17 protein-coding genes are annotated in these 21,232 nt (G+C 65.8%); 14 read left to right on the top strand and 3 right to left on the bottom strand.

Translation table 11 applies throughout. The features are described 5' to 3' along the window. Positions 1-21 precede the first annotated feature (21 nt). From ACQU6B_RS01610 to ACQU6B_RS01585, 6 genes are all read left to right on the top strand, one after another. On the top strand, positions 22-852 hold the full coding sequence (locus tag ACQU6B_RS01610; protein ID WP_430868300.1) for an inositol monophosphatase family protein: 831 nt from the start codon (positions 22-24) through the stop codon (positions 850-852). A gap of 248 nt (positions 853-1,100) precedes the next feature. After that, entirely contained in the window at positions 1,101-2,432 is a 1,332-nt protein-coding gene (locus ACQU6B_RS01605) for a S8 family peptidase (protein ID WP_430868299.1), read from the top strand. Positions 2,433-2,502: 70 nt separating this feature from the next. After that, a complete protein-coding gene (locus ACQU6B_RS01600; protein ID WP_430868298.1) occupies positions 2,503-2,754 on the top strand; it encodes an inositol monophosphatase family protein in 252 nt (83 codons plus the stop codon). 387 nt (positions 2,755-3,141) lie between these two features. Next, on the top strand, positions 3,142-3,579 hold the full coding sequence (locus ACQU6B_RS01595) for a S8 family serine peptidase (protein ID WP_430868297.1): 438 nt from the start codon (positions 3,142-3,144) through the stop codon (positions 3,577-3,579). A gap of 32 nt (positions 3,580-3,611) precedes the next feature. Continuing rightward, the gene (locus ACQU6B_RS01590; protein WP_430868296.1) at positions 3,612-3,980 is read left to right on the top strand and encodes a S8/S53 family peptidase; all 369 of its coding nucleotides are present in this window, start codon (positions 3,612-3,614) and stop codon (positions 3,978-3,980) included. Further along, positions 3,952-4,344 (top strand): hypothetical protein, encoded by a 393-nt coding sequence (locus ACQU6B_RS01585; RefSeq protein ID WP_430868295.1) that lies wholly within the window; start codon positions 3,952-3,954, stop codon positions 4,342-4,344. Before ACQU6B_RS01590 ends, ACQU6B_RS01585 begins: the two co-directional genes overlap by 29 nt. A gap of 129 nt (positions 4,345-4,473) precedes the next feature. On the opposite strand, the gene ACQU6B_RS01580 is transcribed toward ACQU6B_RS01585, so the two are convergent. Together ACQU6B_RS01580 and eccD are read right to left on the bottom strand one after the other, a co-directional pair. Next, the gene (locus tag ACQU6B_RS01580) at positions 4,474-7,110 is read right to left on the bottom strand and encodes a type VII secretion protein EccB (RefSeq protein ID WP_430868294.1); all 2,637 of its coding nucleotides are present in this window, start codon (positions 7,108-7,110) and stop codon (positions 4,474-4,476) included. Positions 7,111-7,113: 3 nt separating this feature from the next. Next, positions 7,114-8,451, bottom strand: a complete 1,338-nt coding sequence (gene eccD / locus ACQU6B_RS01575) for a type VII secretion integral membrane protein EccD (RefSeq protein WP_430868293.1) — start codon at positions 8,449-8,451, stop codon at positions 7,114-7,116. 232 nt (positions 8,452-8,683) lie between these two features. Here eccD and ACQU6B_RS01570 point away from each other — a divergent pair, with 232 nt between their 5' ends. The 8 genes from ACQU6B_RS01570 to eccCa all read left to right on the top strand — a co-directional run bounded on the left by ACQU6B_RS01570 (position 8,684) and on the right by eccCa (position 19,370). Further along, entirely contained in the window at positions 8,684-8,995 is a 312-nt protein-coding gene (locus tag ACQU6B_RS01570; RefSeq protein WP_430868292.1) for a WXG100 family type VII secretion target, read from the top strand. Between the two features lie 37 nt (positions 8,996-9,032). After that, on the top strand, positions 9,033-9,323 hold the full coding sequence (locus ACQU6B_RS01565; RefSeq protein ID WP_430868291.1) for a WXG100 family type VII secretion target: 291 nt from the start codon (positions 9,033-9,035) through the stop codon (positions 9,321-9,323). 103 nt (positions 9,324-9,426) lie between these two features. Next, positions 9,427-9,786: a hypothetical protein gene (locus ACQU6B_RS01560; RefSeq protein WP_430868290.1), complete on the top strand. Its 360-nt coding sequence runs from the start codon at positions 9,427-9,429 to the stop codon at positions 9,784-9,786. Continuing rightward, complete coding sequence (locus ACQU6B_RS01555) at positions 9,786-11,099, top strand: S8 family peptidase (RefSeq protein ID WP_430869262.1); 1,314 nt, start codon at positions 9,786-9,788, stop codon at positions 11,097-11,099. Before ACQU6B_RS01560 ends, ACQU6B_RS01555 begins: the two co-directional genes overlap by 1 nt. Continuing rightward, on the top strand, positions 11,096-12,505 hold the full coding sequence (locus ACQU6B_RS01550; RefSeq protein WP_430868289.1) for a hypothetical protein: 1,410 nt from the start codon (positions 11,096-11,098) through the stop codon (positions 12,503-12,505). Before ACQU6B_RS01555 ends, ACQU6B_RS01550 begins: the two co-directional genes overlap by 4 nt. Before the next feature lie 93 nt (positions 12,506-12,598). Continuing rightward, positions 12,599-13,978 carry a hypothetical protein gene (locus tag ACQU6B_RS01545; RefSeq protein ID WP_430868288.1) on the top strand — a complete coding sequence of 460 codons (1,380 nt, stop codon included), beginning with the start codon at positions 12,599-12,601 and terminating at the stop codon, positions 13,976-13,978. Beyond that, complete coding sequence (locus ACQU6B_RS01540) at positions 13,975-15,396, top strand: FHA domain-containing protein (RefSeq protein ID WP_430868287.1); 1,422 nt, start codon at positions 13,975-13,977, stop codon at positions 15,394-15,396. Before ACQU6B_RS01545 ends, ACQU6B_RS01540 begins: the two co-directional genes overlap by 4 nt. Continuing rightward, positions 15,393-19,370 (top strand): type VII secretion protein EccCa, encoded by a 3,978-nt coding sequence (eccCa, locus tag ACQU6B_RS01535; protein ID WP_430868286.1) that lies wholly within the window; start codon positions 15,393-15,395, stop codon positions 19,368-19,370. The genes ACQU6B_RS01540 and eccCa overlap by 4 nt, the downstream gene beginning before the upstream one ends. Positions 19,371-19,474: 104 nt before the next feature. On the opposite strand, the gene ACQU6B_RS01530 is transcribed toward eccCa, so the two are convergent. Further along, on the bottom strand, positions 19,475-21,052 hold the full coding sequence (locus ACQU6B_RS01530; RefSeq protein ID WP_430868285.1) for a DUF7059 domain-containing protein: 1,578 nt from the start codon (positions 21,050-21,052) through the stop codon (positions 19,475-19,477). Positions 21,053-21,232 lie beyond the last annotated feature (180 nt).

The following is a 21,232-nucleotide window of genomic DNA, read 5'->3' as shown; positions in this document are numbered from 1 at the left end:
TTGAGGTGTCAGAGTGGGCCTATGGACATCACTCGCGTAGCCCTGGCAATGACCGATGCGGCCGATGCTGAAATCCGCCCCCGCTTCCGCGCGCTGGCCGAGTCAGACATCTCCCTCAAGGGTCCCAACGACTACGTCACCGAGGCGGACAAGCAGGCCGAGATCTTCTTGACCCGGCGCCTGCGCGAGATCGTCGAGGTTCCCGTTGTGGGCGAGGAAGCCACCGCCGAGGACCCGACCCTTCCCGACCTCCTGGCCGATGCATCGGCCGCGTGGGTAGTCGACCCCGTCGACGGCACCTATCACTTTGTGCACGGCTCAGAGACGTACGCGGTGATGGTCGCGTACATGGAGTCCGGCGTGGCTGAGGCCGGCTGGATCCTGCACCCCGAGACCGGCGACCTATATATAGGGGTGCGCGGTCAGGGTGCGAGCTTGAACGGGAAGCCGATCACCCCGCGAGTGGTGGGAGACCGGGCCTCCGGCGGGCGCACCCTGGGCAGCCTGCGGGGAGCCGCGTCCGCGCGCCTCGTCGATGTGGCGGCTAGTGACGCGCTGCGCGCGGGTCAAGAGTCCGTCGGCACAGCGTCCGAGCCGCGCATGTGCGCCGGCTGGGACTATGCGGACCTGCTCGAGGGCCGCACCGACTACGTGCTGTTCTCCCGCACGCACGCCTGGGATCACGCCCCCGCCGCCGCCATTGTCCGCGAGGCGGGCTTCGCCGTGCGACGCCTGGACGGCAGCGAGTACCTCCCCGGCGTGCAGGGCGCCCCGCTCCTGACCGCCCCCGTCGACCTCTGGGACGACATCGCCGCCGCGCTCGCGCCGGCCTGGTTGGTCGCCAGCGCCTAGTGCACCCACTGCGGCGCGCGCCGAGTGTGAGGAACACTACAAGATTTTCGCTTCGGAAATGTTGGTCCAAGCGACCGAGTGCCGTTAGTGTTCGAGTGGCCTCGCCGTAGCGCCACTGCCCGGCTTTGCTTGACGCAAGCCGCCGCAGGCCATTGAGAATCACCAAGGGGTCTACCCATGCGTGACGTCGTTCAGTCCGAGGGTTTCTGTGTTCACGAGCGCGCGGCCAAAATGATCGGCGGCGGCTCATGAATTCTCAATTTTGCCGCAAACGGCTGCCTGCAGTAGCCGCGTTGACGATCGTGGGGCTGCTCGCGGCGGGTCTGCCCGCCTCGGCCTCCATTGTGGATGACGGCGAGTGGTACATGGACCTCTATGAAGTCCCGCAATTCCACGACGAGGGTATTGATGGGTCGGGGGTGACGATCGCTGTCATCGATGACGCGATCAACTCGGACGTGCCCGCGCTTCAAGGTGCGGACGTCACAGTGATGCCGGACTCGCTGTGCGCGGACAGCGACGGCGAGCTCTTGCCCGTCGACACCGATGACCTGGAACTTGCCTCCCACGGCACCAATATTGTGCTCAAGATTGCGGGCACCGGCGAAGGGTACCCCGGTCAGGACGGCATCACGGGTGTGGCCCCAGGCGCATCAGTGTTGTTCTACGGGCGTGGCATGGACATCCTCGAAGATTGCTTCACGCCAGGTACCGGCAAGAAGGTCTTTTCTGAGAATCTCGTCGGCCCCGCCATCGTCGACGCAGTTGATCGTGGCGCACGCATCGTCTCCTTGTCGTTTGCCGCTGGCTATGCTGGCCCCCTCGAAGACGCACTGGCGTACGCCATCCGGCACCAAGTCATCGTCCTGGCAGCCACGTCTAACGACACGAGGCAAGAGTCCAGCGAAACTCTCAACCTCTTCAACGGCGTCATGGGCATAGGCTCGCTTGGCCCCGACGGCGAAGCCGGCACGGATTCCGATGGGGAACCCAACGCGACATCCTTCATCGACGTCGTCGCCCCCGGTCAGGACGTGGCGTTGCAGGGCGCCGACGGCGCGTGGGACCGCCAGCGCATCGGTAGCGGGACCTCATACTCGACGCCCATCACCGCGGCGAACCTCGCCCTAGCGATGCAGCACAACCCCGGAGCGACCGGCAATCAGATTCTTCAGTTGCTACTGCACAACACGGACGTCGACACCCCCCACGAGATCTACTACGACACTATGGATTACGAGAGTGGTTACGGCAGCGTCGACACCATCAGTCTGCTCGCTGACGACGCGTTGCAGTACCCGGACGTGAACCCGCTGTTGACCGAGGACGGGACGCCGAGTCCGGCAGAGCTCACGCCAGAGGTGACTCCGTCACCTACCCCGAGCATGAGCGCCTCGACGGCGCCCGAAGCCACCAACTCTCCAAGTAGCACCCCAAGCGCCTCACCTATTGACGCGGGCTCGTCCGGCACGCCTGGGTGGTTGTGGCCGCTGATCATTGTTGCCGTAGTACTCGTCGCCGGAAGCGGCATTGTTGCCGTCGTTATTGCCTCACGCAGAGGCAAGGGAACGCCGTCTTAATTAAGTAGGGGGGGCACGTGACGCGCTGCGCGCAGGACAGGAGTCCGTCGGCACAGCGTCCGAGCCGCGCATGTGCGCCGGGTGGGACTACGCGGACCTGCTCGAGGGCCGCACCGACTACGTGCTGTTCTCCCGCACGCACGCCTGGGATCACGCCCCCGCCGCGGCGATTGTCCGCGAGGCGGGCTTCGCCGTGCGTCGCCTGGACGGCAGCGAGTACCTCCCCGGCGTTCAGGGCGCCCCGCTCCTGACCGCACCCGTGGACCTCTGGGACGACATCGCCGCCGCGCTCGCGCCGGCCTGGCTGGTCGCCAGCGCCTAGCGCACCCACTGCGGCGCGCGCCGAGTGTGAGGAACACTACAAGATTTTCGCTTCGGAAATATTGGTCCAAGCGACCGAGTGCCGTTAGTGTTCGAGTGGCCTCGCCGTAGGGCCACTGCCCGGCTTTGCTTGACGCAAGCCGCCGCAGGCCGTTGAGAATCGCCAAGGGGTCTACCCATGCGTAACGTCGTGCAGTCCGAAGGTTTCTGTATTCGCGAGCACGCGGCCAAAATGATCGGCGGCGGGTCATGAATCCTCAGTTTTGCCGCAAACGGCTGCCTGCCGTAGCCGCGTTGACAATCGTGGGGCTGCTCGCGGCGGGTCTGCCCGCCTCGGCCTCCGTTGTGGATGACGGCGAGTGGTTCATGAGCGGCTATGGAATCAACGATGTTCACGACCAGGGCATCGACGGCTCGGGGGGTGACCATTGCGGTCTTCGACGATGCGATCAATACCGTTGTCCCCGCTTTGCAAGACGCGAGCGTAGACGTCATGCCTGATTCTCTGTGCGCGGATAGCGACGGTAATCTACAACCAGTTGACACAGACGACCTGGAACTTGCCTCCCACGGCACCAACAACGTGCTCAAAATTTCAGGCACCGGCAAGGGCTATTCGGGTCAAGACGGCATCACGGGTGTAGCGCCCGGCGCGACCGTACTGTTCTACGGACTAAGGATGCCCATCGAGGATCCCTGCTTCGCACCCGGTGACGGAGCAGTCAAGTATGTGGACGCGGTGGTGCCCCCTGCCATCGTGGACGCGGTGGACCGCGGCGCGCGCATCCTTTCGTTCTCGAGTTCCCTGGGGGTAGCCAGCAGTTAGACGAGGCACTCACCTACGCCATCCGCAACCAGGTGATTGTGCTGGCGGCCACGCCGAATGACTCCACTGTGCTCGGCAGCGAAGCGCTAAACCCTTTTAACGGAGTATTGGGAGTGGGGTCTTTTGACCGCGATGGCCTGGCGGGCCTGGACTCCAATGGTGACCCGAACAGATCAACATATATTGACGTGGTCGCACCAGGTCAGGACGTCGCGCTTCAGGGCGCAGACGGCAAATGGAACCGCCAGCGCATCGGCAGCGGCACGTCGTACGCGACACCCATCACAGCAGGGAACCTGGCCCTCGTTATGCATAAGTTCCCCGACGCCTCCGGCAACCAGATTCTGCAGTTGTTGCTCCACAACACTGATTGTGGATGCCCCCCACGAGATTTATTTTGACTCCACGTTGCTTCACGGTTACGGAAGCGTCGACACGATCAACCTGCTGGCAGGTGACCCGTCGCTGTATCCCGATACCAACCCACTGCTCGAAGAGGACGGCATTCCCTCGCCGGCCGAGCTGACTGGCACCGCGTCACTGTCGCCATCACCGAGCGCAAGCCCAACATCCACACCGCTAGCCTCCGCCCAACCGTCCGATGCGCTGAGCAGCACTCCCGCGGCGACAGCTTCCGCGTCCAAGTCGACGGGCACACCCGGCTGGCTCGCGCCCTCGATCATCGCACTCGTGGTCCTGCTGGTCATTGGTGGCACAGTCGTCACCCTTGTCATATTAGAGAACCGCAAGCGCGAATCTGCCTAGCAAACCAGGAACCCGTCGCGCTGACGGATCGAGCAGTGCTCGTGCTCGTGGAACAGGGGCGACCGTAGGTTTCCTTCGTGACGTCACCCGCAAAGCAACGCGACTTAAGGGAAATATCGCAACTGCGCACTAGTTGATGCGCGTGGATTCTCCGCGCATCGAGTCAAGCAGGCCGTCACCCTGCTCGACCGGCTCGGAGACTACGTCTGACCGGCGCCGGTAGACCAGCAGCGTGCCCAGCGTTCCTAGCACCACCGCCGCGCCAATTCCGGCGGTAATAGCCATGGCGCGCGTGTCGTCAAAAGGCGAGTCCACGGTCTGCGACGTGAGCGCCACGGAAGGTGGGGGCACCGTCAGCGCTGCCTGCTGCATAACCGGGCTCGCGGGCCCTCGAACGTCATCGCCCGGCACCATCACCATGGCGTCGTAGGGCTGAATCGCTCCCCACCCCACCAAGTCATCACGGGCGTCTGGGTTGCCGCGCGACGCGCTGGCCATAAGTCTGTACTGCCACTGACCGGGCGTCTCGTTGGCCCACGCTTGCGCGAGCAGCGCGCTGGCTCCGCTGGCGTAGGCCGTCGCGTAACTGGAGGACGCCTCCGTGTCGTTATAGAGACAGTCGCCGCCACCGGTGGTGGCCGTCAGCACCGACTGCCCGGGTGCTCCCACCTCGACGTGGGACCCGTGAATAGAGTCAACGGTTGGCCGGGCTTCGTTGTCTAGCGCGGTCACGGCAAGCGCCTGCGGGTATGCGGCGGGATAGCGGGCGGAGTCCAGTTTCACATCCGTCGTGTTGCGGTTGCCGGCGCTGGCCACCACCAGCACGCCTTGCGCATCCGCGTACTCGACCGCCGCACGCAAGTCCTGGTCGTCAAGATCGCCGCTGAGCGACACATTCACAATGGTGGCGCCGTGGTCAACTGCCCAGCGAATTCCCTCCGCCACCTTGGCATTAGCGGGCCCGTGCCCCGCCTCAACGGAATCCTTATCCGTACCGCGATACACGCGCACCGACAGTAGCTTCGCGTCCGGCGCCACCCCCACCACACCGGAGCCATCCACCGCCTGCGCGGCAATCACCCCCGCGATCGCGGTGCCGTGGCCCATCAGATCCGTCATGCCCTTAGCGTCCTGGTCATCGCCCACCAAGTTCACGCCGTCCACCACCACACCCTGGAGGTGCGCATTTTGCGCATCAATCCCGGAATCCACCACCGCTACAGTCACCCCCGCGCCGGTGGCGATGGTCGCGGCCCGGTCCTGCTGCAATGACTTCAAGGCCTGGGGGCTGTCCGGGTCAAAAACCACCGTGCCGGGCTCGCACTGCCCCCCCGCCTCGACTGCATCAACGGCCAGCGGGGACCCCAACGAGCCTGCGGGAAAACTAGCAGCCGACGCCGTGGCGGGCTCCGCGGAGGAGGGCTCGGAGGCGTCCCCCGTGACGACCACGTTGCCTTGGGGAGTGGAGCCCGCGGCGGCGACGCTCAGGTCCGGTCCAGCGGCAAAGAACTGCATCCACGCGCTGGGGACGGGGCTCACGTCAGCCGGCGCATAGCCCAGACGCACCAAGACCTCGTCGTCCGTACCCGCGATCGGGTACGCCGTGCCGGACTCGTCTACTAGGAGCACCTGAAAAACGGAGTTGCCATCCGCGGCACCTGCGGCCACCAGCGCGCCGCCGTGCGCGGGCACCGCGATGCCGCCGGATTCGGGCGCTGAGGGGGCCAAGGCGAGCGCGGTGGAAGCGGTGTCCCCCTGCTCCAGTAACGCGCACGGCGCGGAACCGGCGGCCACAGCAGTCAGCTTGTCAATTGGCCAATGCTGACCAAAGCCAGGGTCGGTCGCAGTGTCCCGGCCAAGAAGGTCCCCTGGTGCCACCTCACGAGCGGCGCCCATGTTCTTACCGGAGCCAAGCAGGTACAGCTGATAGGCGAGCGGCGTCAGCGACGCGAGTTCTCCGGCAGGAGTCACCAGGAATCGTTCCGGACCACCCTGAGGCGTCACGACTTCCCCTACGCGCAGGTTGGTCCCGGGGACCGTTACTCCCTCGCTGGCCACTGTCACTGGCGCCAGCGGGGCGCCTTTGTCGAAGAGGTTGAGCCAGCGGCTTTCTACCTCGGTCGCGGTGGCCTCGACCAACCCCACCTCGCGCAGCAAGGAGTCCACGGTGGCATTGCCCACCGGGTCTACTGCGTACGAGTAGCCGCCTGAAACCACAAAGGTCTTACCGCCGTTCATCACTACGATGCCCGTGCCCACCGGGGCGGGCGAGGCGTCGCCGGCGAGAGTCAGTGCCGTGCCGGCGGGAGCCGGGCAGGCCGTCCAGCCCACATTTACCAGGTCCGTCGCCGCCGGGACGTCGTCAGGCGCGCCCACAATGCCGATGCTGGGGCCCACGGGGATGTCCGCCAACGAGCCACTGTCGGTGCTGATTACCGTGAGGTCGCCGTCTGGCACCAGCAGGCGAGCGCTGGTCGTGTTGATGACCGGGAACAGCTCCTCATCCTGCGTGAAGTATCGCGACCCCGTGTCGCTCACCAAAATCAGCCGGTTGGTCTCCCAGCCGGTGGGCAGGCCCGGCTTGAAGAGGCCATAGAAGATTCCTCCCACCACGACCAGCGTGGCGAGCGCGATGCCCGCGACCACCGCGCGCATCGGCTTGGCAGGCTCGAGTTCCTTGCCGCCGGGAGCGCCCGCGGTAAAGGCAGTCAGCAGGCGTCGGCGACTAAACCCCTGGGCCTCAATCAGGTCCTTCTTGGACGCCATTGGCTACGCCCAGCCGGCTGCGAGAATACCCAGCGGAAGCATCGCCACCAGCACCAGAATCTCAACGGAGTCCGCCATGCGCGCCAGCCGCAGCCGCGCGCCGGGGCTCAGCAGCGTCAGGGCCACAAGAATCGCGGTAGCCGCGAGCAACACAATCAGCAACGGCGTGCGCAAGCTGGGCTGCTCAAAGGAGACAGTCAGGGCGGTCGCGGCCAGTCCCACCGCTCCCAAGGTCATCACCACCATGACCGAGGCCCGCGCGTAAACCTGCCGCGACTGGAACATCATGCCCACGAACACGAATGCGGTGAGGATGGCGCCGGCGGTGTTGGCGCCGGCAACCAGCGGTGTGGCGACCAGCGCGGCAAGGCCCACGGCCATGCGCAACGAGTTGAGCACCCGGGCGCCGGCCGCGGCGCGAGCCTTCACGGCCTCGGCGTCTATGGGCCCCTGAACCGCGAAAATTTCTTGATCGCTTTGAGGGGAGATCACCCGGATGCGCGTGGAACTCAAAGCCAGCCACGGCAGCAGGTTGCCCAGCGCGCCGGCGAGCGCGACCATGATCGCGTACGCAGGAAGCGTCGCGTCCGGGATCAGCCCCGAGACCAACGCGGGAATTCCCACGATCAGTCCCCAGACAATGGGGATCAGATTGGTTTCCGGCCGGCGGGGGGTGAGGGCAAAGGAGACTGCGCCGGCGAGCATAGCGCCCCCGGCTGCTGCTGCCAGTGGCCACCCCCATACGCTGATGCCAGAGACTCCCGTGAAGCCGGCGATTCCGGCGAAGAGGGCCGCGGCGAGCCCAAACGCCTGCCCAGACTCCCCCTGTCCGAGGCGCCCCAACACGGCCGATGCCGCGAGGAGGACCACCGCGCCACCGCCGGCGATGAGGGGCGCCATGGTCAGCGCGTCCCCGGCGCTGAGGAGCAGCACTGCGCACAGGGTTAAAAAGGTGAGGCTCACCGCCAGCGCGGTGCGCGTGTTGTCGCGGGGCGTCCACGCGCCATGCTGCTCGCTCGTGGCGTCAAGCACCGCCTCGGTTACATCGTCATACACGCGCGGCTCTTCAAAGGCCGTGCCACGTAGAAGTGCGAGGAGGTCGCCGTCACGGACTCCCTGCGCCGTGGCGCTCAAGCTCGCATCGAGCGTGGTGCCGTCCGCGCGCTGCAGGGCGTAGCCGCCGTGAACCAGCGCGGGGTCCAGCACTCCGAGGCTGCGCGCGAATCCCGGAAGTACCTCAATTAGAGGCACACTCGCCGCGATTCCCACGTCCAGTTGACGGTCGTCGATGAGCACGGAGACTCGCACGAGAGCGCTCGCTACTCCAACGGATTGCGACACGTTGACTTCCTCCCCTTGGGCACCTGCTCGGCGGCCAGTCATCGTGGCGGGCGTACGGCCGGACTCGCCACATTCTATGGTCAATCGCTCACGTTGGACAGTAGCAGTCAGAGTGTAGGTAATTCCACAAAAATGACTACGTTGTGCTGTTGCGGTTGGGAGGTTGCGGTCGGTATTGTTCGAGTGGTCGTTCCGGTAGGGGTGGCGTGAATCTACTCAGGGAGGTGTGGTCATGGCTCAGGTTATTTCCGCCGAAGAAGGCGCACTACGCAAGGGTGCGGAGGCAGTAAACACTGCTAAGGAAAACATTGAGAAGCAAATCAAGACGGTTCGCTCCGAAATTGAGCAGTTGCGTAGCTTCTGGTCCGGTGGCGCAGCCACGTCGTTCACGGGTCTGATGAGCCGGTGGGACGAGGAGTCCAACAAGCTGAACAACGTATTGGTGACGTTGGAAGAAGCGTTACGTGGCACCGAGTCGGATCAGGCTGCTTCCGAGCAGGCTCACCAGCAGACCATCTCGGGCCTCGGCTCGATGATGAACTAACCCCCTCTTCTCTTCAACGACTTTAAGGACTTTTGTCATGGAATCAATGAGTGTGCGCCCCGAGCAGGTCACCGCGTTGTCGGAGAACATCCGTACCGGTGCGACAAGTATTCGTAGCGAGTTGGAACAGCTGGACCAGAAGGTTGCCACGCTGCGCGGCCAGTGGGGTGGTGAGGCTCAGGTCTCCTACGACCAGGCACAGCGCAAGTGGAACGCCTCGCTGGGTGAACTCCAGCAGCTCCTGGAAAAGATTGCCCGCTCCACGCAGGAAATCTCCAACGGCTACACCTCCACGGACAACAAAGCCTCACAGCGCTTCAGCATCTAACAACACGAGTGGGGCAACGACGACGCCCGCGAGCAACTTTTGAGTAAAGGACATCGGTGTGAGCAGCGGGCAGATTGAGTTTGATCCGGATAGCGTCTCGATCATGATTCGCAAACTGGTGCGCGAGTTAGACGCGTACCCGGAGCCCGCCGACACCCAGCAGGCTGCGGGGCCGAATCTCAACGAAGTGGGCCCCGCAGCCACCGAGTTCGATGCTGCCGTTAAGAATGCAGCTCGCAACGTCGCGATTGCTTCAGCAGAACTTCGTCAAGAGTTGGTGGGACTCGGGGAGGCACTGAAATACTCGCGGACGGACTTCGCGGAAAACGAGGCGGAACTTCAAGCCTTTATCGCCCGTCTCGCGGACGGATTGGACAACTCCACGGGCGCTGCGACGCCAGGGCCGGAAATAGATAGCACATCATCCGGTTCAGCAACGGCGTCCAACTATCGGGCGTCGTGATGAAGCTCAGAATCGCCGCTGTTGGAGTGGTCGTAGCGTTGGTGGCCGTGGCGGTAGGCCTTCCCGCGGCCGCTGCTACCAACGACGACGGCCAGTGGTACCTGGACGTGTATGGGATCCCGGATTTCCACGCTGAAGGTATTGATGGTTCCGGGGTCACCATCGCGGTGCTCGACGATGGCATCAACCTGGACGCCCCAGCTTTGCAGGGTGCCGACGTCACTGTGCATGAACCTGCATATTGTTACTCGCCTGAAGGCGTGTCCCGTCCGGCCCAGTCGGATGACGTTGACGCCGCCTGGCACGGTACCAACGTGACCTCGATGATTGTGGGCAACGGCAATTCAGACACCGATGCCCCCGGTGTGCAGGGAGTCGCCCCCGGCGCATCAATCCTGTTCTACGCAGTCGGCGGAGATCGCGTCTGCTATACCGAGGACGGCGGTAGTAGCCTCCAGGGCGTACTTGGTCCCGCCATCTCTCAGGCAGTGGACGACGGCGCAGACATTATTTCAGTCTCGTTCATCACCGATGAGGACGTTGAAAAGGACATTCTCAAGGCGTTGCGAGCCGGGGTCATCGTCGTGGCGGGACTCAGCAACCAGGACACCGGAGACAGCATCCAGGACACCGACGGAGCACCCGTCATATACAACGGTGTGCTCGGTGTGGGTGCCTTTGGTCCCACCGGCGAGGTCATCACCGACTACACGGGCAATCCGAACACCAGCCAGTTTGTGGACGTGGTCGCTCCGGGTGACGTGATCTTGACCCAGGGTCACAAAGGTGACACCTGGGCCGGCACGGAGTTGTCGTCGGGTACGTCGTTCGCGACCCCCATTACCGCGGCCAACCTCGCGCTTGCCGTGCAGAAGTATCCGCAGGCCACCTCTAACCAGCTGATTCAGTCGTTGATACGCAACACCGGCGTGGAGCCGCACGAGCTGATGTGGGACGACATCAATGGATACGGGTCGGTGGACACCATTTCCTTCCTGGCCTCGGACCCCACACAGTATGAGGACATCAACCCCCTACTCGTCGAGTTGACGGGCGATGTGTTCATTGGCCCCTCAATAGAGCAGGTACTCGGCAGCCCCTCCGCTGCCCCCACCACCTCCACGTCCCCCAGCCCCTCTGGTAACGCCACGGAACCCGCGCCGTCTCCCACCCCCCTGCCTGACTCACTGGGAGCGTCCAACACCACCATGGTTATCATCGCCATCGCCGTGCTCGTCGCACTGGCCCTGATCGCCACCGTAGTGATCGTGATCGTGATCTCCAAGAACCGAAAGCAGAGCCCCACGCCATGAGCTACTACGAGGACAAACTCAACGCCATCACCTCCTCCGGAGGCTGGCAAACACCTGGGTTCGAGTCCGCGCAAAAAGCGTACTCGCGACTTGTCCTGACGCTGGATTCGCTCTCTGATCACGAGGGCATCGAGGGCGAGACGGGAAGGGCCGCTGGCCAAGCCTTCAGCAAGTTACAAGCCAAGTTCAACGTTCTTCACACGTCAGTGGTCGCGATGCAGGGAGTCATTGAAAGCGCGAATAGGGAGCTCATGCAAGCCGACAGCGACGGCGGCCTGCCCCCCGGATTGCCGCCCGACTGGGTGTATGCGGCTGCACGCAACACCCCGGAGCCCACCACCCCGCTCTTCGTTCCGGAGTTGGGCATCACCGTGGCCGCCAACGCCGTTGTCGGTGTCGCCGAACGCCTCTTTGGCAACAAGCGAGAGGAAGAAGCCAAGCGACGCTACGAGGCCATCGAGGCAAAGCTCAAAGTCCGGGCCCAAGAACTGCGCGCGAAGGAGTCCGGAAAGAACATCGATCGCCTCACTCCCGTCGAAGACGTGACGACCGAAAACGGTATTAGCGAGGACTATTCGGCTGGCGATGGATCCCAGTCTGGTGGCGGAACGCTACCCCGCGGACACAGCGCCTCCTATGTTGACACCTCCACCTACGGCCGCGGGTCTGGATCGGCTGCAAGCGGCGTCGGGCTCGCCGGCGCGACAAGTGGGTCCTCCGGATCTGGCACCAGCCCCTCCGCCGACGGTGGTTACAGTAGCGACGGCTCCGGTAGCGCCGGTGGCCACTACGGCAGCAACGCCGGCGGCTATTACGGAACTGAGGGCGGCACTGGCCCCTCCTACTCAGCGGACAGCAACAGCCAGGGTCAGATTCCCGGCACCTCAGGCGGCTTCAGCGGCGCGAACGCCGCGATGGGCGCCGGCATGATGGGTGGCGGAGCGGCGGCAGGCGCAGCCGCGCTCAAGTACGGCTCCGGCGCGGGGGGCATTGGTGGTGCCAGCGGTATCGGCAGCGTAGGTGGTATCGGCGGCGCGGGAAGCTTGGGCGGCAGCGGTGGCCTCAATGGGCCGGGCGGCGCCAACTCTGGTAGCGCTGGCGTGCGCGGCTCCGGAGGACTCTTGGGCTCTGGCGGACAAGGCGCAGGCGCGGGTGCCTCAGGCACCGGCGGCGCGAGCGCGGCTTCCGGCGGTGCAGGCGGCGCGGGCGGTCGTGGCGGAATGATGGGAACCGGCGGTCAGGGTGGCGGCAGCCAGTCCAAGGACAAGCGTCCCGGCCTGGGTGGCCACATCGCCCCCAAAATTGAGGACGAGGACGAGTTTGTGCTGCGCCCCAAGTCAGCCGGCTCAGGTGGTCGCGCAGAGCGACTGGCGGACGAGCCAACACAAGCGTCCGAGTCGAATTAGGCTCCCGGGCGCACCACGATCGCAGACCCCGCGGTGTGCCCGTAAACTGCCAGCGGCGGACTACCTTAGGTACAAGGAAAACACCACTCACATATGAGCACGACTACTCCAGAGCACCGACGCATCGCCTTTTTTGGCGATGACGCGCGCTTGGACGTCAGCGCTCCCACCACGCAGCTAGTCGCGGATGCGCTCGATGCCATTGGCGTCTCCTTTGAGTCCGGTCGCGACGTGTTGCTGGACCGCTCCGGCCGCGAGGTCCCCCCGACCACGCTCATAGGCGACCTAGCCGACGGCAGCCTGCTGAGCATCGTCGACCTGGGCAAGGCGGCCGCTACACCACCAGGTTTGCGTGCACAGGCCACAACCACGCGCGCCGACCACCGATCCACGTGGTGGCTGCTCGCCCTATCAGCGCTCCTGCTGGCCGCCGGAGCGCTCGGCTCACTCGCGGCTGGGGCGCCCCTGCTGGCCGGCGCAGGCAGGCCGTGGGTGGCGCTGGGATTGGGGCTGGGCGCACTCGCGTCCGCCGCGCTGTGGATTGTCCGCTCCGCGCCGCGCGGCGCGGGAGCAGCCGCCCTTGTCTCCACCCTTACGCTCGCGTTTGCCGCCGGAACATTGGCGGTTCCCGATGCCGTGGGTGCCACCCACCTCGCCGTCACGATTGGCCTGTTGAGCGCCGCCGCGCTGGGCTCCGTGATGGCAGTGGCCGCGCGGGACCGCGTGCTGCGGGCCATCGCCTCCACAGTGTCCGTGTTGCTGGTGGTGTACGGGAGCATCTGGGGCATGACGCTGCTGCTGGAATGGCCCATGGTCGCGGCTGCGGCTCTGACGCTGGGGCTTGTGGTGCCCGGGATCAGGTTCCTGCCCACCGTGCTGCTACCGGTGGCGGACGGCTACGCCATCAACTACAAGCACTTCATGTCCAGCCGCTGGACCGTGCGCGGCGCCATTCCCCAAGAGCCCGGCGCGGTAATGATGGAGGCCATCCGTCCCACCGTGGAGGTAGCGGCTGCACGCCTGCGCACCGGCACCATTGCCCTGTGCCTGACCGCTCCCATCATGGCGCTGCTGGTGCTGCCAGGCTTTCGTGACGGCGGCATGATGGTGCGAATTGGCAGCATCGGCGTCATTGCCGCCACGGTAGCCGCACTGTTCCTGATGCCCCGTCACGGCACCGAGCCAGTCATCATGTGGGTCTCCCGGGGCGTAGCCGCGGTCATGGTGATTGAGGTGGCAATTGCCGGGGCCGTAAGCGCAAGCACGGTGAGCGTCACGGTACTCGCCGTGGCGCTGCTCGCGGTGGGAATCGTGGCCGCCGCGCTGATAGTCCCGCTCTCCAAGGGAGCGAGGTCGCTCGGGTGGTCACGAGTGGGGGACAAGGTGGAATCGCTATCCGTAGCGCTCGCCCTCCCGTGCGCGCTGCTCGCGGCGAATGTGGTGGAGCTCGTGCGTGGAATGATGTCCGGATGAGCGCTCCTATCCCCTCGCCGATCGTGGCCTGCTGGAGTTGCCAGGAACCCGTCAGCCCGTCCGCCGCGCAATGTATGTGGTGCGGCGCCGCCCGCCCAGGAGTGGCTCACGGAACCGGGGCGATCCCGTCTGCCCTGCCGCCGGGCATGGGTGGCACCCATGCCGATCAAGCCTCCCCTCCGGTGCAGCAGGCTCAGCAGCAAAATACGGCGCTGCCAGGGTTAGCCACGCAGCCGGCTGGCATGGCGTCCGCGCCGGCCATGAGCTCCGCGACGGCTGCCACTTACTCGCCTCGTCAAGCCGACTCCGCTCCCGCACTGGGGGCCGCCTTCCGTGGCCGCGCTGCGGGCACCGGCGCCCGACTCGCCGCCTTTACCCTGGACGTGTTCGCCACCCTGGCCATCGCGGGTGCGGTGCTGGCAGCCACGGGCTCACCCGTCCTCGCAGCCGTTGCGGTGCTCGAATGCGTGGTGTTCCTGTGGGTCTTGGAGGCTCGCACCGGACTCAGCGTTGGCAACGCGATCATGGGCATCCGCACCTCGCGTAAAGACGCCCCTTTCTCCCCCGGAGTGGGCCGGTCCGCCGGGCGCTTCGCTTTCACGGGCGCGGGCTTTGTAGTGGGACTGGTGGGCGCTTGGATAGTGGTCGCCTCCAGCGCATGGGACGGCCAAAGCCGACGTCGCGGCTGGGCGGATATGGCCACGGGCACCATGACAGTGGCATCCCCTCGCGCCGCGCGCAGTGGGCGCCTACCCGGAGTCAACGAACTGGCGGCCTACCAGGCTCCTCACGTCGAGCGAGCCGCTCAGCAGGTCACCGCTCCGACCACCACCGCGCCCAGCAACATCGAGCGCCCACTGCAGGTGCCGCTTGAGTACGAGGACTCCCACAGTTCCTCACGCACAGTTGCCCCTAGCGACACGGCGCTTCCCGCAATCACGCCAACTATTCCAGCCCCCACCCCAGCGCCCAACCCAACCGGGACAAGCGATGGCCCTCCCGCACCCGCGGAGGACTCCGCACTCTTGCAAGCATCGGCCGCGAGTGCTGAGGCTAGCCACGGGGACGTGCTGTTGGTCTTTGACACGGGCCAACGCGAGCAAGTGCCGCTACCGGCCGGGATCGTCCTGGGGAGGAACCCCTCTCCCATCGAACCGAGCGACCACACCATTGTTGTCACGGATACGGAGAAAACCGTGTCGCGCACCCATGTGCGCATTGAACACTCGCGTGGACGTACCTGGGTCACCGACAATGGATCTGCCAACGGCACCGACCTCATTGATCACACGGGCGGCGCTACGCCCCTCGTAGCCCACGAACGCACCCTGCTTGAGGACGGCATGCGCGTGCGCATAGGCCAACGCGCATTCTCCATCAACATCCTTACCGACGGCCCTCAGGGAGGACGCGCATGAGTGGTCGCAGACTAGCGCCACCGCGCCAACCTTCGGGATCTATCCAGGTTCAAGCACCGCCCGAACTCGCCACCGCGGACGGCGCGTCGAGCATGCTTACATCGCTGATGCCGATGGTGGGGTCACTGGGCGCAATCCTGATGGTGGTCATGACCAACCAAAGCGCGACCGGACTGCTCACGGGTGGCCTATTCCTGCTGTCCTCGCTTGGCTTTGTGGGAGTCAACGGTTGGCGTCAAAAGTCGCAGCGCAGCGCGCAGGTGCTTGGTGCACGCCGGGAGTACCTCGCGTACCTGACTGACCTGCGTCAGACCGTGCGCACCGCCGCAACGCAGCAACGCCGCGCCGCAAACTGGGCCAACCCCGCGCCCGGAACCTTGGCCTTTGTGGCGGAGGAGCGCACACGGGTCTGGGAACGCTCTACTGATGACTCGGACTTCCTCTTCACCCGGGTGGGACTCAGCACGCAGCCTTTGTGTATTGCGCTCGAGGCACCGGAACTTCCACCGTTGGCGCAACTCGACCCGGTGTCCGCCTCCGCCGCGCACCGGTTCATGCTGGCGCACGAGACTCAGAAAAACCTACCCTTTGGCGTCAACCTGACGGACTGGGCGCGCGTTGAGGTCACCGGTGATGAGGCTGAGGTGCGGGCCATGGTCCGCGCGATACTGCTTAACATTGCCACCTTCCACAACCCCGATGCGGTGCAGATTGTGATTGCGGCGGACCCGTCCACCGTCGCCCACTGGGAGTGGGCCAAGTGGCTGCCTCATGCGCAGTCGCACACCGAGCGCGACGGCCTGGGCCCCTCCCGCATGATCGGTTCCGATCTGGCCGCCCTCGAGGCGATGCTGCCAGCCGACACCCACGAGCGGTCTCGGTTCACCCCCGGCAGCGGCAGTGGCGACGCCGCCCACATCATTATTGTCACCGACGACCTGCGTGCGCGTGGCGATGACCCCATCGTGACCCCCGACGGCCTTGCCGGCGTCACTGTGATCGACCTACCCTCACGGTGGACCGATCTGGAAGCGGGCAACACCATGCGCGTCTCCTTTGGGATGGGCGACACCGCGGGTATGGCGGACCTGGTCACCATGGCTCACGCCACCGAGACGGTGCGCGCGGACGCGATGACCGTGGCGGAAGCGGAGGCCACCGCTCGCCGCCTTCTGCCCCTGTACACCGACTCGACCCAGATCGACGCCGGCACCACCACTACGGAGCAGTTGGAACTCGTAGACCTGTTGGGCCTGCCCGACGTGCGCGACATCGACTTTGAGCACGTGTGGAAGAACCGCCCCGAGCGCGACCGTTTGCGCGTGCCCATTGGTCAGACCACCACCGGCGCGCCAATTGTGCTTGACCTCAAGGAGTCCGCGCAGCAGGGCATGGGCCCTCACGGCGTGATGATTGGCGCGACGGGTTCCGGAAAGTCCGAGGTGCTACGCACGCTGGTGCTGGCGCTCGCACTGTCCCACTCCCCTGAGCAGCTCAACTTTGTGCTGGTTGACTTCAAGGGTGGTGCCACCTTTGCCGGCATGGCCGGAATGCCCCACGTGTCTTCCATTATCACCAACCTGGGCGACGAGATAGCGTTGGTGGACCGGTTCCAGGACGCCCTCCAGGGCGAGGTGACGCGCCGCCAAGAGGTGCTGCGCGCATCGGGCAATTTTGCCAACGTCTTTGACTACGAGAAGGCCCGCCGCGGCGGGCGCACGGACCTGGAGCCGCTCCCCGCACTCCTCATTGTCGCGGACGAGTTCTCTGAGCTCCTGGCCGCCAAGCCCGAGTTTATCGAGAGCTTTGTGAACATCGGCCGCGTGGGGCGCTCTTTGCAGGTGCACCTGCTTCTCGCGTCGCAGCGGCTCGAGGAGGGAAAGCTGCGCGGGCTGGACACGTACCTGTCCTACCGGGTGGGGCTGCGCACGTTCTCCGCAGCTGAGTCACGCTCGATCCTGGGAGTGCCAGACGCATACACCCTGCCGCAACAGCCCGGCGTGGGCTTCCTCAAGTCGGACACGGAAACGATGACACAGTTCCGCGCGGCTTATGTGTCCGGGCCGCCCAAGACCCGTCGCCGCGCGGCGACCTCCGGCGGCACCACGACCGATGGTGAAGTGGGCTCCAAGGTCGAGCTGTTCACCGCCGCGCCGTCCGTCATCGATGCCCGCGTCGACGAGGCGGCCGATGCCGCCGCGCCGTCCGGCTCCGAACCCCAGGAGACGCGCAGCACGTTCGAACTCGCGGTAGAGCAAATGCGCGGCAAGGGGACCCCCGCCCATCAGGTGTGGCTGCCGCCGCTTGAGGTCGCGCCGTCGCTTGACCAACTGTTCGGGGACCTCACTGAGACTCCAGAACTAGGCATCCACTCCCCGTCGTGGCGCGGTCGCGGTCTCACGGTGCCGCTGGGGATGGTCGACGTGCCCCTCGAGCAGCGACGGGAGGCTCTCACCGTTGCGCTTGGCGGCGCATCGGGTCACATGGCGATTGTCGGAGGGCCACTGTCCGGAAAGTCCACGCTGGCGCGCACCACCATGGTGTCGCTGTCGCTCACGCTTACCCCGCAAGAAGTGCAGTTCTACGTCCTAGACTTTGGCGGCGGAAGCTTTACCGGCCTAGCGAAATTCCCGCACCTGGCGGGCGTCGCAACCCGGTCCGAACCCGATGTGGTGCGCCGCATGGTCTCTGAGGTTGCCGGCCTGGTCGACACGCGCGAGCAGTACTTCCGCGACCACGGCATCGACTCGATCGACACGTACCGCCAGCGCCGCGGCGAGGGGCGCGTCAACGACGGCTACGGCGACATCTTCCTGATCGTGGACGGGTGGGGAACAGTGCGCGCTGACTTTGAGGCGGTGGAAGCGCAGATTCTGGCGATCGCGGCGCGCGGACTGACGTTCGGTGTTCACCTCATCATTACCGCTGCCCGCTGGCTCGAGCTGCGCGCCAACCTCAAGGACCTGCTGGGCACCCGCGTGGAACTACGCCTGGGCGACGTCACCGACTCGGAGATAGACCGAAAAGCGGCGGCCAACGTGACCGCCGGCGCACCGGGGCGCGGTCTCAGCCCCCGCAAACTGCAGATGCTCACGGCCCTGCCGCGGATCGACGGCGTCAGCGACGCATCGTCGCTCGCGGACGGTGTGGAGGGGCTCGTGGGCCACATGAACCGTGCTTATCAGGGACCCGCCGGGCCCAAACTACGGCTGCTGCCGGAGTCCATCAGCCTGGATCAGGTGCGCACCCTCGGGGAGCCGGCACCCGGCCAAGTATTGCTCGGCATCGACGAGGCCAACCTCTCCCCGTTCGGCATCGACATCATGGAGGAGCCGCACCTCTACCTGTATGGCGACGCTGACTCCGGCAAAACCTCCTTCCTCCGTGCCTACGCGAACGAGATCACGCGACTCTACGCTCCCGGCAAGGCCAAGATCTTTGTGGTGGACTACCGCCGCTCGCTGCTGGGTGACCTGCCAGAGGAGTACGTGGGCGCCACGCTGTCCACGCACGAGGAGACGACCACTGGGATCCAGGAGCTGGTGCAGTTCTTCCAGACCCGTGTGCCTGGCAAGGACGTCACCCCAGAGCAACTGCGGGCACGGTCGTGGTGGACCGGCGCCGAGGGATTCATCCTGGTCGACGACTACGACCTGGTATCGACGTCGCAGGGCAACCCCCTCGCGGCGCTCGCGCCCCTGCTGCCACAGGCGGCAGACTTAGGTCTGCACGTGGTCGTCACCCGGCGCACTGGTGGCGCCAGCCGTGCGGCCTACGACCCCATCATCCAGCGATTCACGGACCTAGGCGCCACAGGCATCCTGCTCAGCGGAGACCCCGGCGAGGGTCAGCTGATTGGCAAGGCCAAGGCCGTTCCGGCACCTCCCGGTCGCGCGCAAATTGTGTCCCGCGACCGAGGCAATGTGGCTGCGCAGCTCGCCTATGTGGCCTCGCGCTTCGAGGGCGAGCAGTAGCGCGCTGTCACCCCACCGGCCACGCCCCACCCGGCGCCCTATTGGTCCGATACCGCACGATTCCGGGCTGCCTCGGCTCCAGATGGTCCAAATTGGCTCAGAAACTAGAGAATCAGGAACCCGTCCCGCACCAGGTCGCGCACCGCGGGGACCATCCCTGCCAGCATCGTCGACGCGGGGACGTCCAGCAGTGCAGACAGGGCGTGCGATATCTGCCCCACCGTGAGCTCGCCGTCGCATGCACCCACCAACCCGGCTAGCGCTGTGTCCGCCTTAACAGAGCGACCCAAACCGCCTCCCTGGCGAATCAGGATGTGCTCCGGGTCGTGCAGAAGCGGGCGGCCGTAGGTCTCCTTCGTGACGTCCGGCGCGACCGTGAGCGCGTGGGCGAGTAGCGCATCGTCCGACGTCGTTGCTAACCAATCGTGAGCCGCGAGGGCATCGACGATGTGGGGCCCCAGCGGGGACGGCAGCTGCCCCTCATGTTCCTCGAGGCGGCGCAGCGTGGGGCCGTCGCCGGATGCCCGGCGCAGGGTGATGATGCCGAAGCCGATCGCCTCCACGTCGCGCGCCGCGAAGTCAGCCAGGTAAGCCCGGTAGGCGTCCTGGTATTCGGCTCGGCCACGCTCGGGCGTCAATCCCCCGTCGCGCAACCAGGTCTCCGCGTATTCGGCGCCGTCCAGGGCGTCGCGCTGGATCACCCATGCGTCCATCGGGAAGCCCGCCACCGCCGATGCGTCGAGCCAGCCTTCGAGCCGCTCTCGCCAGTCCACGCCGCGGCCAATTTCCCAGTTGCCGAGCATCTGGGCGACGCCTCCGGGCGCGAGCATTGAGCCTACGTTTGAGACCATCGACTCCACGATCGCGTCGCCGGGCAGACCCCCGTGGCGGTACTCGAAGCTGGGCGCCCCCTGCGGGGTAATAACGAACGGCGGGTTGGAGACCACCAAGTCGAACAGTCCACCCGCCGCGACATCCTCCGCGACTGGCTCAAACATGGAGCCCTGGCGCAGGCTCCACTCACCCGCCGGCTGGTTGAGTGCCCTGTTGAAGTCCGCGTAATCCAGCGCCCGCTGCGAGATGTCCGTCGCCACGATGCTCCGCGAATGCAAAGACGCGTGCATCGCCTGGATCCCGCAGCCGGTGCCAAGGTCAAGTACACGCCCGCGCGGCGCACGCATAGTGGCCGAGGCGAGCATCGTCGACGCCCCACCCATTCCGAGCACGTGGTCGGGGCGCAACTGCGAGCCAGTGACCGCCTCCGCCTGGTCCGAGGCCATCCACCAGGTCACAGTGTCCCCGGAACTACTGGTGCCGCCCGCACCCGCGCCCACGACCGCCGTGGGCCGCAGATCCACCCGAGCGCGCACCTGGTCGTCAGCGCCGGCCCCAGCGGCACGAATTAGCCCGGCCGCGACCGCCCTGTCGGTTCCGAGGGACGGGAGTGCCGCATCGGCCTCCGCACGGGTGACGGTGTCGCCCAGCATCATCAGCCGGGTGAGGGTGGCGAGACGGTCGGACGATTCCCGGGCCGCCAGGATTGCCGGCGTCACCTGCTCGCGGCCCAGAGCCCGCATTGCGACGTCCCCCGCGAGGTCGCCTACGGCATCGACGGTCCAGCCGTCGAGATCGGCGCGCAGTGCCACGCAGTGGGTGGGGTCAACGGGGGTGCTTGATGCCATGCGGAAAGGCTAGCGCGAAGCGCACGCGTGCACCTGCCTCTACGTCCGCACCGTAAATCGACCATTGCCAGCCCGCGCTACGCACGAGCGGCACAGCGAACAGTCGATTTACGGTGCGGACGTAGCCGCGTGCGGTTTAGAGGCAGGGGGTTCACGGAGGCGCCTGACTCCAACCTCATC

This window comes from Demequina aurantiaca (genome assembly GCF_050598105.1).
Lineage (GTDB): Bacteria > Actinomycetota > Actinomycetes > Actinomycetales > Demequinaceae > Demequina > Demequina aurantiaca_A.
This window is presented reverse-complemented; position numbering and strand designations above follow the sequence as displayed.

Excerpts from the sequence above, each read along its gene's own strand:
- ACQU6B_RS01605 (WP_430868299.1), top strand. The coding sequence starts at position 1,101 with ATGAATTCTCAATTTTGCCGCAAACGGCTGCCTGCAGTAGCCGCGTTG.
- ACQU6B_RS01555 (WP_430869262.1), top strand. The coding sequence starts at position 9,786 with ATGAAGCTCAGAATCGCCGCTGTTGGAGTGGTCGTAGCGTTGGTGGCC.
- ACQU6B_RS01595 (WP_430868297.1), top strand. The coding sequence starts at position 3,142 with ATGTTCACGACCAGGGCATCGACGGCTCGGGGGGTGACCATTGCGGTC.
- ACQU6B_RS01560 (WP_430868290.1), top strand. The coding sequence starts at position 9,427 with ATGATTCGCAAACTGGTGCGCGAGTTAGACGCGTACCCGGAGCCCGCC.
- ACQU6B_RS01580 (WP_430868294.1), bottom strand. The coding sequence starts at position 7,110 with ATGGCGTCCAAGAAGGACCTGATTGAGGCCCAGGGGTTTAGTCGCCGA.
- ACQU6B_RS01610 (WP_430868300.1), top strand. The coding sequence starts at position 22 with ATGGACATCACTCGCGTAGCCCTGGCAATGACCGATGCGGCCGATGCT.
- ACQU6B_RS01550 (WP_430868289.1), top strand. The coding sequence starts at position 11,096 with ATGAGCTACTACGAGGACAAACTCAACGCCATCACCTCCTCCGGAGGC.
- ACQU6B_RS01530 (WP_430868285.1), bottom strand. The coding sequence starts at position 21,052 with ATGGCATCAAGCACCCCCGTTGACCCCACCCACTGCGTGGCACTGCGC.
- ACQU6B_RS01600 (WP_430868298.1), top strand. The coding sequence starts at position 2,503 with ATGTGCGCCGGGTGGGACTACGCGGACCTGCTCGAGGGCCGCACCGAC.
- ACQU6B_RS01570 (WP_430868292.1), top strand. The coding sequence starts at position 8,684 with ATGGCTCAGGTTATTTCCGCCGAAGAAGGCGCACTACGCAAGGGTGCG.
- eccCa (WP_430868286.1), top strand. The coding sequence starts at position 15,393 with ATGAGTGGTCGCAGACTAGCGCCACCGCGCCAACCTTCGGGATCTATC.
- ACQU6B_RS01565 (WP_430868291.1), top strand. The coding sequence starts at position 9,033 with ATGGAATCAATGAGTGTGCGCCCCGAGCAGGTCACCGCGTTGTCGGAG.
- ACQU6B_RS01540 (WP_430868287.1), top strand. The coding sequence starts at position 13,975 with ATGAGCGCTCCTATCCCCTCGCCGATCGTGGCCTGCTGGAGTTGCCAG.
- ACQU6B_RS01545 (WP_430868288.1), top strand. The coding sequence starts at position 12,599 with ATGAGCACGACTACTCCAGAGCACCGACGCATCGCCTTTTTTGGCGAT.